Consider the following 13012-nt stretch of genomic DNA (forward strand, 5'->3'; position numbering starts at 1 on the left):
TAGAGAGCGAAACCAATTGAACTTTTATTAATAGCAACTCTCTTCATTCCTAACCGAGGAGAGTTGCTGTATATAAAAGGAAGGGGCGTTTCTTTTGAGGAAAATTGGCATCATTGGCGGTACATTTGATCCGCCTCACTATGGACATTTGCTAATTGCAAATGAAGTATATCACGCTTTGAACTTGGAAGAAGTATGGTTCTTGCCAAACCAGATTCCGCCACATAAACAAGGGCGGAATATTACAAGTGTAGAAAGTCGTTTACATATGTTAGAGCTCGCGACTGAGGCAGAAGAACACTTTTCTATTTGTTTAGAAGAGCTAAGTAGGAAGGGCCCATCTTATACGTATGACACTATGTTACAATTGACGAAGAAGTATCCGGATGTGCAGTTTCACTTTATTATTGGTGGGGATATGGTTGAATATTTACCGAAGTGGTATAACATTGAAGCTTTACTTAATCTTGTAACGTTTGTTGGAGTTGCAAGACCTGGGTATACATTGCATACACCATATAAGATTACTACAGTGGAAATTCCGGAATTTGCAGTTTCTTCATCCTTATTACGTGAGAGATATAAAGAGAAGAAAACGTGTAAATATTTACTTCCTGAAAAAGTACAGGTATATATCGAGAGGAATGGGTTGTATGAATCGTGAGAATGCACTGCATATTGTCAAACAACAAATGCATGAAAAACGTTATATACACACAATTGGTGTAATGGAGACAGCGATTGAGCTTGCTAAGTTATACGGTGTGGACGAGAAAAAAGCAGAGATGGCAGCTATATTCCATGATTATGCGAAATGTAGAGCAATTTCAGAAATGGAAGAGATTATTAAACGTGAAGATTTGCCGAAAGATTTACTTTGCTATAACAAAGAGTTATGGCATGCACCTGTTGGGGCATACTTAGTAGAAAAAGAAGTAGGCATTACGGATTCTGAAATTTTGCAAGCTATTACATATCATACAAGTGGTCATGAGAATATGACGATGTTAGATAAAGTGATTTATGTAGCTGATTACATTGAACCTGGGCGAAAGTTTCCAGGAGTGGAAGAGGCTCGTAAACTCGCATATACGGATATAAATCAAGCCCTATTATTTGCGTTAAAGAGAACAATTCAATTTTTAATGGAAAAAGATCAGACGATTTATCCATTAACATTCCAAACATACAATGCAGTTATCAAGGAGGAAATGAGTAAATGAACGATAAAGAATTATTAGTATTAGCGGCAAAAGCAGCTGATGATAAGAGAGCAGAAGATATGGTTGTCCTAAATATGCAAGGTATTTCACCAATTGCAGATTATTTCATTATTTGTCACGGAAATTCAGATAAACAAGTGCAAGCAATTGCACGTGAAATTAAATCAAAAGCACATGAGTTCCAAATCGACGTACAACGTATGGAAGGGTTTGACGAAGCACGTTGGGTATTAGTTGATCTTGGAGATGTAGTTGCTCATGTATTCCATAAAGATGAGCGTAATCACTATAATTTAGAGCGTCTATGGGGTGATGTGCCACGTGAAGATATTACAGAAGAGTTAGGCCAATGAAATACGAACAATTTGCATTGTTGTACGACGAACTAATGAATGATGTCCCTTATGATAAATGGGTGGAATTTACAGAGGGAAGTTTACAGCAGGCAGGTATGAAAGAGGCAAAAATTCTTGATGTAGCATGCGGTACAGGTAATGTAACCCTGCCGCTTGTGCAAAAGGGTTACGATTTAATAGGTGTCGATCTTTCAGAAGAAATGTTAACAGTCGCTCAGCAAAAACTAGGCGGAGAAGGGCATTTTATTCCTTTTTACCAACAAGATATGCGCGAGCTTGATGTTCCGGGTGAGTTTGACTGTGTAACGATTTTTTGTGATTCATTAAATTATGTATTGCAAGAAGATGGAGTACAAGAAACATTTAGAGGAGTATTTCACCATTTACGTCAAGATGGTTTGTTTTTATTTGATGTACACTCTTTATATAAAATACATCATGTATTTCAAAATGAAACGTATACAGTGAATGGAGAAGAAATATCTCTTATTTGGAATTGCTTCCCTGGTGAAGAATCAAATAGTGTAGAGCATGATTTAACATTCTTTGTTCAAGATCCAGAAGAAGATGTGTACCATCGGTTTGACGAATGTCACGTGCAACGTGCATATCAAGTGGAAGAGTTAACGAAATGGCTTGAAGAAGCAGGTTTTACAGTGCTTCGTGTAACAGGTGATTTTGAGCGACTTGAAGTTACAGAACAAACAGAGCGTATTTTCTTCATGGCGAAGAAAAACGGATAAAAACAAAAGCAACCGAGAAGGTTGCTTTTGTTTTATAAAGAAGATGTATTTTTAGTTCTAGCATAATCTAAAGATCGTATGCGTAAAGTGTGGGAATAGTAGTTGAAGTGAAAATGTATTGTAAAAAAGTAAGTATTTATAAAAAGGATTTGGAATGAAAATGACGTATTTATTATGTGTGTTTATTGAATTGCTGATCAACGCATTCTAAATCTTCATCAAATTTTTCATGTGTTCGCTCGATTAACTTATGGAACATATCTCCAACGTGTTCTTCTAAAACCCGAATGCCTTCCCCAGTAACGCCGCCTTTCACGCAAACCTTTTCTTGTAAGGTAGGTAATGTGAAGATTTCTTTTTCAAGTAATTTCCCCATCCCCACGACCATTTCACTTACTAAAGTAGTAGCCTCTTCGTGTGTAATATTTGTTTTATCTACAGCAGCGTTAATGAAGCATTGTAGTAAATAACTAAAGAAAGCAGGACCGCAACTTGCTATATCAGATGAAACGCGCGTTATATCTTCTTTTATTACAAGAGGTGTAGAAATGTTTTTGAATAGACGAAGTAGTTTTTGTTGCCATTCTTCAGAGCAATTATCTCCAAATGTAAATAGTGAGGCGCCAGAGAGAGCGCGATTTGTGATACTTGGAATGATACGCGCGACGTGGCAAGGTACGAGAGTCTCTAATTGTGATGGAGATATTGGACTTGTAATAGAAACTAAGCACGTTTCATCAGAAAAATGTTCAGCGTATTTTTTTAGGATAGGGTATATATCTATCGGCTTAACACAAATAAAAATAAGTTGTGATTGTTCGATTACTTCCGGGATTGTTTTTGCTATCTGAACAGAAGGGTATTTTTCTTTTATATGATATGCTTTTGCGGGCGTCCGATTAATGATTGTAAGGCAAGAAGGTTTGACAGCACGGGTTTCTAAAAATGCATCGATTAGTATATTTCCCATGTTTCCTGTCCCTATAATTCCTATGTTCAAAGTTTCATCCCTCCTTCGTAACAGCTTTCTCCTAAACAATATGAATGATGTTATAAATTTATGATTAGAGGTGTAAAATGATGTGGGATTTTCCGAAAAAGTGGTTAGGTTTAGTAGCTATTATTGGAACTTTACTTTTTCTTGTTTTTTGGAAAACGAATCAGAATGTAGAACGAACGCCTATTACAATGAATGTACAAGAGAAGGAGATAGAAAAAAAGGGTAAACCGAAAATATCGGATACAAAGGAACAGAAAAGAACAATTATAATTGATGTGAAAGGAGCGGTTAGTAAAGAAGGGGTATATGAAATGAAGGAAGGAGATCGCGTAAAGGATGCGGTTCAAAAGGCTGGTGGTTTTTTATCAGAAGTAGATATGAAAAAAGTAAATTTAGCACAAATTGTACAAGATCAAATGCTTCTTTATATACCGAGTAAAAATGAGTCAGAACAAGGGGTGCTTACTTCTTCTAAGGAAGATGGCAAGATTCGAATAAATACAGCGGCGAAAGAACAACTAGAAAAAATTACAGGGATTGGCTCTCGAAAGGCAGAAAGTATTTTGAAATATCGAGAAGAACATGGTCCGTTTCAGAAAATAGAAGATTTATTAGAGATTGATGGGATTGGTGCGAAGTCTCTTGAAAAGATAAAAGGTCAAATTATTATTCCGTAAAAGATTGACGAAGTTTTTCTTCTTTCGCTACACTACAAGTAGACAAAAAAGTAGGTGAAAAATATGGAACGAATTTCATGGGATCAATATTTTATGACGCAAAGCCATCTACTATCTTTGCGTAGTACATGTACAAGGCTTGCGGTAGGAGCGACAATCGTTCGCGATAAACGAATTATTGCTGGTGGGTATAATGGTTCAATTAAAGGTGGCGTACATTGTATAGATGATGGTTGTTACGTAATCGATAATCATTGTGTTCGGACAATTCATGCCGAAATGAATGCTTTATTACAATGTGCCAAGTTTGGTGCGAAAACAGAGGAAGCAGAAATTTACGTTACGCATTTCCCTTGTTTACAATGTTGTAAGGCAATTATTCAAAGTGGTATTACAGCGGTTTATTATGCGCAGGATTATAAAAATCATCCATACGCCATAGAGTTATTTGAACAAGCGAACGTAACAGTGAAGCACGTTCCGCTAGAATATGATATTGCTGCATTAGAGGAGCAAAAACGTTATACAGAGTTGAAAGAATTATTTGCGTCTTTAGAAAAAGATAATTTATCAATGGAAGAATTACAGCATGTATTCACGAAAGCAAAAATGATGCTATAAGGAGTGAGTATAAGTTGCAGGAACAATGGGGGTATGTTGCAATCTCATTTATAATAGGGGTTGCAATTGCCTTTTCCTCGTCACTTTTATTGATAGTTTTTTGCCTCTTTTTAAATGTTTTCTTCTGTTTATATCGCACTTCGCGTAAAACCTTCATTTTTTGTATTGTAGCGTGCTTTAATAGCGCCATATACACCTCCTATGTTCAAACGTGGAATAAGCCTCTAGGGGAGTCCTATGGAGTTACAAGAGGGGTTATACAAAATGCACCGCTTGTTAATGGGGATCGCCTATCTTTTCAATTTGAAGATCAGAATAAAAATATAGTGCAGTTAAGTTATAGAATCAAATCAGTCTTGGAAAAGAAAAAAATGCAACAATTATACGCAGGGATATCATGTGTATTCGAGGGTGAGAGGAAAGAACCGGAAACAGCTCGGAATTTTCATGGTTTTAATTACCGTGATTATTTATACAAACAACATATTCATTTCACATTTGAGGCTACATATATTTCTGAATGCTATAAAACATCACTGTCGCTCACGCAATGGATTCTTCTTTTGAGGCAACAAGTAATCTCGAAAGTTACAGAAATGTTTCCAGAGCAATCAGGTGCTTTTATGAATGCATTACTATTTGGTGATAGACAACAAATGACGTTTGAAGTGGAAGAGCAATATCAACAATTTGGTCTTGTACATTTGTTAGCAATTTCAGGTTCGCACATTGTACTGTTAATGGTGATAGTATATTTTATTTTGCTAAGAAGCGGTGTGACAAGGGAGGTAGCAACAATTTGCCTTATCGTTTGTATTCCTTTGTATATGGTTTTAGCAGGGGCGTCACCCTCTGTTATAAGAGCTTCTATAACAGGAGTTTTGATGTTAATTGCTTTTATGTGCTCGATTCGTTTATCTAGTTTAGATGCTTTAAGTGTAACAGCTATATGCATGCTTATATATGACCCTTATCTTGTTTTTAATATTGGATTTCAGTTTTCTTTTGTAGGTAGCTTCGCTTTACTTTTGTCTGCTCCGTTATTGTTAGAGAGTAGCAACGGAGTAATCCGAAATTCTATTTATATTTCTATCATTTCACAGCTCGTTAGTACTCCGATTTTGTTATACCACTTTGGTTATTTTTCTCCATATAGCATTCTCCTCAATCTCTTATACGTTCCGTTTTTATCTATCATTGTATTACCATGTAGCATTATTATTTTACTGTGTATGCCAATTGTCCCGTTTCTCGCAAAAGGATTTGCCGATGTATTATCAATAGGCTTGAGTATGTCTAATGATTTTCTAAGTTATTGTGAAAGTTTACCATTTACCCAGCTTATCTTCGGGGAAACGCCCTTCAATCTTGTAGCTGTATATTGCGCCAGTATTGTCAGCATATTGATGGTTTGGGAACGGAGAGCGCCGAAAAAAATAGTTTGTATAGTTGCGAGTGTATTTCTTTTTATTAGCACATGTCATTATATATATCCATATTTTAGAGGCGGCGGAAGTGTAACATTTATTGATGTTGGACAAGGTGATGCAATATTAATTCGCCTTCCGTATGATAAAGGGATTTATCTTATTGATACAGGTGGAACGCTTCGTGTGAATAAGGAAGAATGGCAACAAAAAAAGCATGAATTTTCTGTTGGAAAGGATGTTTTAATACCCTTTTTACAAAAAGAAGGTATTAAAACAATTGATAAATTAATCGTAACGCATGGAGATGCAGATCATATAGGTGCTGCGCAAGAATTATTATCATATATACCTGTAAAAGAAGTGGTATTTGGCCGAAAGGGAAAAGATGCAGTATTAGAAAAAGTAGTAAAGAAACAGGCATTAGAAAAGGAAATGAAAATAACTGAAGTGGGGGAAGGGGAGAGTTGGAGTGTAAATGAAGCGGAATTTTTCGTTTTAGCTCCAAAAGGAAAAGAAAAAAGCGAAAATAACGCTTCAATTGTAATATGGGCAAAATTTGGAGGGTTGAAGTGGCTATTTACAGGCGATTTGGAAGAAGAAGGGGAAAAGATTTTAGTAGAGGCATATCCAGATTTACAAGTGGATGTTTTAAAAGTTGCTCATCATGGGAGTAATACGTCATCTATAGAGCCTTTTTTGAACGTCATACAGCCTCGTGTAGCGATTATATCTGTTGGTAAGCAGAATAGGTATGGACACCCGCATAAAGAAGTGATAGAGCGTTTTGAGAAGATGGGGAGTGCGATATGGCGCACGGACAAGCAAGGTGCTATTTCCTATGTTTTTAAAGGGGAAAATGGAACCTTTAAAAGTAAAATCACATATGATAAAACACATAATAGATGAAAAAGAGAAGACTGCCATGAAGTGGCAGTCTTTAAGAACCGATAAATTTAATAACAGTTGCAATGATGAAAAGTGTTGCGAAAAAACCAAATGAGACGATAAATCCTACCCCTGAATCAATAGCGTCATTGCGTTTACTTTGAACGTTTTGTTCAAAATCATTCATTTAGAATCCCTCCCCAACATTCCACTTTAGTATAAAATATTGTCAGAAAAAAATCTACAATTTCCATATGAAGAGAAAACGAGCTTTTTTGTTACTTGTAAATCATGAAGTAATGTGAGTTTTTCGTTTCCAAGCATGTTAACAGTTGGCACTTATACTCAAATTTTTATTGCGAATAATAAAGGGAAGGTGATTACCGCACACCAATAAGAAACCCGGGGCTTATTGCGTGGCGTTTAATATAAATAAAGGGACGGGTTATAAAGCCTGTTCCTTTGTACTTGTAAAACAAAAGCTAGGGCATTAGTATAAATATATATTGCCAAGTTAGGGAGTAGGAAAAAGTATGAGTGATATACATAAAAAAATTAAAAAGAAACAGTTTGCTCCGTTATATTTAATATATGGAACGGAAGCTTTTTTTATAAATGAAACGATAAAGCTTATTACGACAGAAGCACTTGAAGAAGAAGATCGAGAGTTTAATGTTGTGACATACGATTTAGAAGAAGCGTATTTAGAAGATGTGGTTGAGGATGCGCGTACGCTTCCTTTCTTCGGAGAACGGAAAGTACTGTTAATAAAATCACCGCTATTTTTGACTTCGCAAAAAGAAAAGTTAGAGCAAAATATAAAAATTTTAGAAGAATACATTGGTGAACCTTCTCCATTTTCTATTCTTGTTTTTGTTGCGCCTTACGAAAAACTTGATGAGCGAAAAAAAATTACAAAACTATTAAAGAAAACAGCAGATGTAGTAGAAGCGAATGCGATGCAAGTACAGGATGTTCAGAAGTGGATTGTTGCTCGTGCAGATGAAGTGCATGTGCATATTGATAACGCGGCTGTTAGTTTGTTGCTAGAGCTTGTGGGAAGTAATGTAACGATGTTGGCGAAGGAAATGGACAAGTTAACGTTATACGTTGGTATGGGCGGAGAGATTACGACGAAACTTGTTGCAGAGCTTGTGCCAAAATCAGTTGAGCAAAATGTATTTGCTTTGACAGAAAAAGTGGTGAAAAAAGATATTGCAGGTGCAATGCAAATTTTGGATGGATTATTTACGCAGCAGGAAGAGCCGATTAAATTGCTTGCGTTATTAGTGAGTCAATTCCGCTTGTTGTATCAAGTGAAAGAGCTACAGCAACGTGGTTATGGACAAAATCAAATTGCGTCTCATATTGGTGTACATCCGTATCGTGTAAAGTTAGCAATGAATCAAACGAAGTTTTTCTCTTTTGAAGAATTAAAAAAAGTGATTATAGAATTAGCGGAAGCTGATTATAGTATGAAGACGGGAAAGATGGATAAGAAGCTTGTGCTCGAATTTTTCTTAATGCGATTAAATCATATGTGATGACACAAAAAAGTTCATGCACTTAGTGCATGAACTTTTTTGTATATAAAAAAACGATCCAAATGGATCGTTTTTTAAACGCCTTACGCGTTTACTTGTTTCGCTAAGCGAGATTTTTGACGAGCTGCAGCGTTTTGGTGGATAAGACCTTTACGAGCTGCTTTGTCAAGTTTTTTAGAAGCAGTTTTGAAAGCTTCTTTAGCATTTTCAAGATCGTTATTAGTAACTAAAGCTTCTACAGTTTTAACAGCAGAACGCATGTCAGACTTGATAGAAGCGTTATGTGCACGACGCTCTTCGCTAAGTTTAGCGCGTTTGATAGCAGATTTGATGTTTGCCATACTTTTCACCTCCCTGGTGCAATCGAATGACTCGATTCTTACATAGAACAAGTGATATTCTATCAAACGGTGAAGAGAATTGCAATAGTATATCCATGAAATTTCACGTAAAGGAAAGAATGACCTTATATAACTTTGGGAAATCTAACGATATTTACTATGAATTACGGAGGAGATACGATGAAAGAACCATTAGATTTAAGTAAATATAGCATTAGAACTGACCTTGCTGTAGAAGCTCATCAAATGTTGCAAGAAAGCCAAGAAGAACAAAAAGGGATACAGGGAGTTATTGTAAAAGAGAGAGAAGAAGAAGGTACTATAATTACAAAAGTAACGATTGATGAAGCTGCCTCTGAAGCGATGGGGAAAAAACCTGGAAATTATTTAACACTTGAAGTACAAGGGATACGTCAGCAAGATACAGAACTTCAACAAAAAGTGGAGCGTATTTTTGCAAAAGAATTTTCTTGTTTCTTAGAAGAGGTTGGAGTTACAAAAGAAGCAAGCTGTTTAATTGTAGGTCTTGGGAATTGGAATGTAACACCAGATGCTCTTGGACCGATAGTTGTAGAAAATGTTTTAGTAACGAGACATTTGTTTCAATTGCAGCCTGAAAGTGTAGAAGAAGGATTTAGGCCTGTTAGTGCAATTCGGCCGGGGGTAATGGGGATTACAGGAATCGAAACGAGCGATGTTATTTATGGAATTATTGAGAAGACGAACCCGGACTTTGTAATTGCAATTGATGCATTAGCTGCTCGTTCTATTGAACGAGTAAATAGCACGATACAAATTTCTGATACTGGAATCCATCCTGGATCAGGGGTTGGGAATAAACGTAAAGAACTAAGTAAAGACACATTAGGTATCCCTGTTATCGCAATTGGTGTTCCGACTGTGGTCGATGCTGTTTCGATTACAAGTGATACGATTGATTTTATTTTGAAACATTTTGGTCGAGAGATGAAAGAAGGAAATAAACCTTCACGATCTTTGTTACCAGCGGGATTTTCATTTGGAGAAAAGAAAAAATTAACAGAAGAAGATATGCCGGATGAAAAGAGCAGAAATATGTTTTTAGGTGCTGTTGGTACATTGGAAGAAGAAGAAAAAAGAAGGCTGATTTATGAAGTGCTATCTCCTCTTGGTCATAATTTAATGGTAACCCCAAAAGAAGTAGATACTTTTATTGAGGATATGGCGAATGTAATAGCGAGTGGTTTAAATGCAGCGCTACATCATCAAATTGATCAAGATAATACGGGAGCATATACACATTGAGGGGAACAGATGATTATGGTTTGAGTCGCTTTGCGCTTTTGTGTATATGTAGTGTAGCTTTATGTTTACTTATGATGATAGCAGGAGTGGCACTTGCTAATCATGGTTTGAAAAGTATGAAAGGCTATCAGCAATTGTCATATGAACAAATAGCTCATATGACAGGGACAGAAAGTACAGGTGCTGAATCAGAAATTTTGGGTAGCTCGTTTTCGGCCTCAGAAAAACAACAGCAATTAGAACGTTTAAGAAGTTTTAATGTTGTAGAAGGAATTGGGATGGCGGTAGCAAGTGTAGCTTATGAAATGACGAAGTTCGGGACGGATATAGTTGTTGGGAAAATAAAAGGAATTTTTAGCTAAGAGTAACATGGGAGGCGGTTGTTTTACTGATTTGTAGGACAGCCGTTTTAAAATTTGAAAAGGGTTTGTCTCTTATGGTTTATTCGCATAAGATATAGATAGAATGATTTGTATCGTAAGCAGCACGAGTTTTCATTGAATCTTTGTTGCTCTATTGATATAATCAGTGCTAGTGTATATTGGCGAGACTATTAGGAGTTGAGAACATAGATGAATAAAGAAGAAAGAGCAAAAAGACAGTCCAAAATTCGTAATTTCTCTATTATTGCTCATATTGACCACGGAAAATCAACGTTAGCAGACCGTATTTTAGAGAAAACAAACGCGTTAACACAACGCGAAATGAAAGCTCAGTTGCTTGACTCTATGGATTTAGAGCGTGAGCGTGGTATTACAATCAAATTAAACGCAGTACAATTAAACTATAAAGCAAAAGATGGTGAAGAGTATATTCTTCATTTAATTGATACACCAGGACATGTCGACTTTACGTACGAAGTATCTCGTAGTTTAGCGGCTTGTGAAGGCGCGATTCTTGTAGTAGATGCAGCGCAAGGTATTGAAGCGCAAACGTTAGCAAACGTATACTTAGCGCTTGATAACAATTTAGAAATTTTACCAGTTATTAATAAAATCGACTTACCAAGTGCGGATCCAGAACGTGTACGTCAAGAGGTAGAAGATGTAATTGGTTTAGATGCATCAGAAGCGGTACTTGCTTCTGCGAAAGCTGGAATTGGTATTGAAGAAATTTTAGAACAAATTGTTGAAAAAGTACCAGCTCCGTCGGGTGATTCAGAAGAGCCATTACAATGTATGATTTTCGACTCTTTATATGATCCGTACCGCGGTGTAATTGCTTATATCCGTGTTGTAAATGGAACAGTAAAAGTTGGCGATAAAGTACGTATGATGGCAACGGGTAAAGAATTTGAAGTAACAGAAGTAGGTGTATTTACACCGAAAACTACGCAACGTGACGAGTTAACAGTAGGTGATGTAGGTTTCTTAGCAGCATCGATTAAAAATGTTGGTGACACACGTGTTGGTGATACGATTACACATGCGAAACGTCCAGCTGCAGAGCCGTTAGCAGGTTACCGTAAGTTAAATCCGATGGTATTCTGTGGTCTGTATCCAATTGACTCTGCTCGTTATAACGATTTACGTGATGCATTAGAAAAATTAGAGTTAAACGATTCTGCTCTTGAGTTTGAACCAGAAACATCTCAAGCGCTAGGATTTGGTTTCCGTTGTGGTTTCTTAGGGCTTCTTCACATGGAAATCATTCAAGAACGTATTGAACGTGAATTTAAGATTGACTTAATTACAACAGCGCCAAGCGTTATTTATAAAGTTTATTTAACTAACGGTGAAGATGTTATTGTTGATAACCCATCTAATATGCCAGATCCACAGTCTATCGATCGTGTAGAAGAGCCGTTTGTGAAGGCTTCAATTATGGTTCCGAATGACTATGTTGGAGCTGTAATGGAGATTTGCCAAGGTAAACGTGGAACGTTTATTGATATGCAATATTTAGATGAAACGCGTGTTACATTAACATATGAAATCCCGTTATCAGAAATCGTATATGACTTCTTCGATCAATTGAAATCAAATACGAAAGGGTATGCATCATTTGATTACGAGTTAATTGGCTATAAACCATCTAAACTTGTGAAAATGGATATTCTTTTAAATAATGAACAAGTGGATGCTTTATCATTTATCGTACACCGTGATTCAGCGTATGACCGTGGTAAAGTAATCGTAGAGAAATTAAAAGAATTAATTCCGAGACAACAGTTTGAAGTGCCAATTCAGGCGACTATCGGAAATAAAGTTGTAGCACGTTCTACAATTAAAGCGATGCGTAAAAACGTACTTGCAAAATGTTACGGCGGTGACATTTCTCGTAAGCGTAAACTTCTTGATAAGCAAAAAGAAGGTAAAAAACGTATGAAGTCTGTTGGTTCTGTAGAAGTACCGCAAGAGGCATTTATGGCTGTACTGAAAATGGATGACAACTAATATTTGAAATAAAAAAGAAGTCGTTTGTGCGGCTTCTTTTTTCTGTATAATTACTTTTTAGACATCTGAGCAGCTCTCATTTACAATAATGAGAGAGCTTTTTAGTTCATATAGAGTTAGGAGATTGTTAATGTCCGAAAATATTCGAAAAGATATTCAAGATAAAATACAAAATGGTAATTTTAATTGTGAAAAGGAATTGACGCTTTCTATTATTAGTGGAAAGTGGAAAGTTGTGATACTGTGGCATCTTGGTGTGGAAGGACCACATCGTTTCAGTGAATTACAACGGTTATTCCCAAGCATTTCTCATAAAGTTTTGTCGAACCAATTAAAAGAGTTAATGGAAGATGGAATTGTTGATCGGACAGTATATCCCGAAATTCCTCCTCGCGTTGAGTATTATATGACGGAACTAGGCATGTCACTTTTACCGATCGTTGAAATGATGTATGATTGGGGAAAAATGCGAATGGAACAAATTCGTAATACGTTAGAGAAGTAGAGAACCC

Annotated in this window: 15 protein-coding genes; 12 read left to right on the plus strand and 3 right to left on the minus strand. The window is 36.4% G+C overall.

What is annotated here, in order from left to right; all coding sequences use genetic code 11:
- The first annotated feature begins 94 nt into the window (after positions 1–94).
- From nadD to ACS2CR_RS12300, 4 genes are read left to right on the plus strand one after another with little or no spacing between them, the layout of a single operon-like run.
- Positions 95–664, plus strand: a complete 570-nt coding sequence (gene nadD / locus ACS2CR_RS12285; protein ID WP_001226048.1) for a nicotinate-nucleotide adenylyltransferase — start codon at positions 95–97, stop codon at positions 662–664.
- Positions 654–1223 carry a bis(5'-nucleosyl)-tetraphosphatase (symmetrical) YqeK gene (gene yqeK, locus ACS2CR_RS12290; RefSeq protein ID WP_001078477.1) on the plus strand — a complete coding sequence of 190 codons (570 nt, stop codon included), beginning with the start codon at positions 654–656 and terminating at the stop codon, positions 1221–1223. The genes nadD and yqeK overlap by 11 nt, the downstream gene beginning before the upstream one ends.
- Positions 1220–1576: a ribosome silencing factor gene (gene rsfS, locus ACS2CR_RS12295; protein ID WP_000998193.1), complete on the plus strand. Its 357-nt coding sequence runs from the start codon at positions 1220–1222 to the stop codon at positions 1574–1576. Before yqeK ends, rsfS begins: the two co-directional genes overlap by 4 nt.
- Positions 1573–2322, plus strand: a complete 750-nt coding sequence (locus ACS2CR_RS12300; protein WP_153602743.1) for a class I SAM-dependent methyltransferase — start codon at positions 1573–1575, stop codon at positions 2320–2322. Before rsfS ends, ACS2CR_RS12300 begins: the two co-directional genes overlap by 4 nt.
- Positions 2323–2494: 172 nt before the next feature.
- On the opposite strand, the gene comER is transcribed toward ACS2CR_RS12300, so the two are convergent.
- Positions 2495–3322: a late competence protein ComER gene (gene comER, locus ACS2CR_RS12305; RefSeq protein WP_001020560.1), complete on the minus strand. Its 828-nt coding sequence runs from the start codon at positions 3320–3322 to the stop codon at positions 2495–2497.
- A 77-nt stretch (positions 3323–3399) separates the two neighbouring features.
- On the opposite strand from comER, the gene ACS2CR_RS12310 reads away from it, so the two are divergent.
- The 3 genes from ACS2CR_RS12310 (at position 3400) to ACS2CR_RS12320 (ending at position 6956) form a co-directional block, all read left to right on the plus strand.
- Complete coding sequence (locus ACS2CR_RS12310) at positions 3400–3999, plus strand: helix-hairpin-helix domain-containing protein (protein ID WP_000989929.1); 600 nt, start codon at positions 3400–3402, stop codon at positions 3997–3999.
- 63 nt (positions 4000–4062) lie between these two features.
- Positions 4063–4620 (plus strand): ComE operon protein 2, encoded by a 558-nt coding sequence (locus ACS2CR_RS12315; protein ID WP_000439773.1) that lies wholly within the window; start codon positions 4063–4065, stop codon positions 4618–4620.
- A gap of 14 nt (positions 4621–4634) precedes the next feature.
- Positions 4635–6956, plus strand: coding sequence for a DNA internalization-related competence protein ComEC/Rec2 (locus tag ACS2CR_RS12320; RefSeq protein ID WP_002132665.1), 2322 nt, complete (start codon positions 4635–4637; stop codon positions 6954–6956).
- Positions 6957–6987: 31 nt separating this feature from the next.
- On the opposite strand, the gene ACS2CR_RS12325 is transcribed toward ACS2CR_RS12320, so the two are convergent.
- Positions 6988–7122, minus strand: a complete 135-nt coding sequence (locus ACS2CR_RS12325; RefSeq protein WP_000997609.1) for a YqzM family protein — start codon at positions 7120–7122, stop codon at positions 6988–6990.
- A 346-nt stretch (positions 7123–7468) separates the two neighbouring features.
- Between ACS2CR_RS12325 and holA the strand changes: the two genes are divergently transcribed.
- A complete protein-coding gene (gene holA / locus ACS2CR_RS12330; protein WP_001279908.1) occupies positions 7469–8479 on the plus strand; it encodes a DNA polymerase III subunit delta in 1011 nt (336 codons plus the stop codon).
- 83 nt (positions 8480–8562) lie between these two features.
- Here holA and rpsT read toward each other — a convergent pair whose 3' ends face one another.
- Positions 8563–8820, minus strand: a complete 258-nt coding sequence (gene rpsT / locus ACS2CR_RS12335; RefSeq protein WP_001274011.1) for a 30S ribosomal protein S20 — start codon at positions 8818–8820, stop codon at positions 8563–8565.
- A gap of 180 nt (positions 8821–9000) precedes the next feature.
- Between rpsT and gpr the strand changes: the two genes are divergently transcribed.
- The 4 genes from gpr to ACS2CR_RS12355 all read left to right on the plus strand — a co-directional run bounded on the left by gpr (position 9001) and on the right by ACS2CR_RS12355 (position 13005).
- Positions 9001–10104, plus strand: a complete 1104-nt coding sequence (gene gpr / locus ACS2CR_RS12340) for a GPR endopeptidase (protein WP_000662616.1) — start codon at positions 9001–9003, stop codon at positions 10102–10104.
- Positions 10101–10466 carry a YqxA family protein gene (locus ACS2CR_RS12345; protein ID WP_001215034.1) on the plus strand — a complete coding sequence of 122 codons (366 nt, stop codon included), beginning with the start codon at positions 10101–10103 and terminating at the stop codon, positions 10464–10466. Before gpr ends, ACS2CR_RS12345 begins: the two co-directional genes overlap by 4 nt.
- Positions 10467–10676: 210 nt before the next feature.
- Entirely contained in the window at positions 10677–12500 is a 1824-nt protein-coding gene (gene lepA, locus ACS2CR_RS12350) for an elongation factor 4 (protein WP_001030951.1), read from the plus strand.
- 130 nt (positions 12501–12630) lie between these two features.
- Positions 12631–13005, plus strand: a complete 375-nt coding sequence (locus ACS2CR_RS12355) for a winged helix-turn-helix transcriptional regulator (RefSeq protein WP_001293539.1) — start codon at positions 12631–12633, stop codon at positions 13003–13005.
- Positions 13006–13012 lie beyond the last annotated feature (7 nt).

The organism is Bacillus cereus group sp. BceL291 (assembly GCF_051776705.1).
GTDB lineage: Bacteria > Bacillota > Bacilli > Bacillales > Bacillaceae_G > Bacillus_A > Bacillus_A cereus.

Coding starts and splice junctions, on each gene's coding strand:
- yqeK (WP_001078477.1), top strand. CDS start 654: ATGAATCGTGAGAATGCACTGCATATTGTCAAACAACAAATGCATGAA.
- rsfS (WP_000998193.1), top strand. CDS start 1,220: ATGAACGATAAAGAATTATTAGTATTAGCGGCAAAAGCAGCTGATGAT.
- ACS2CR_RS12300 (WP_153602743.1), top strand. CDS start 1,573: ATGAAATACGAACAATTTGCATTGTTGTACGACGAACTAATGAATGAT.
- ACS2CR_RS12310 (WP_000989929.1), top strand. CDS start 3,400: ATGATGTGGGATTTTCCGAAAAAGTGGTTAGGTTTAGTAGCTATTATT.
- ACS2CR_RS12315 (WP_000439773.1), top strand. CDS start 4,063: ATGGAACGAATTTCATGGGATCAATATTTTATGACGCAAAGCCATCTA.
- ACS2CR_RS12325 (WP_000997609.1), bottom strand. CDS start 7,122: ATGAATGATTTTGAACAAAACGTTCAAAGTAAACGCAATGACGCTATT.
- holA (WP_001279908.1), top strand. CDS start 7,469: ATGAGTGATATACATAAAAAAATTAAAAAGAAACAGTTTGCTCCGTTA.
- rpsT (WP_001274011.1), bottom strand. CDS start 8,820: ATGGCAAACATCAAATCTGCTATCAAACGCGCTAAACTTAGCGAAGAG.
- gpr (WP_000662616.1), top strand. CDS start 9,001: ATGAAAGAACCATTAGATTTAAGTAAATATAGCATTAGAACTGACCTT.
- lepA (WP_001030951.1), top strand. CDS start 10,677: ATGAATAAAGAAGAAAGAGCAAAAAGACAGTCCAAAATTCGTAATTTC.
- ACS2CR_RS12355 (WP_001293539.1), top strand. CDS start 12,631: ATGTCCGAAAATATTCGAAAAGATATTCAAGATAAAATACAAAATGGT.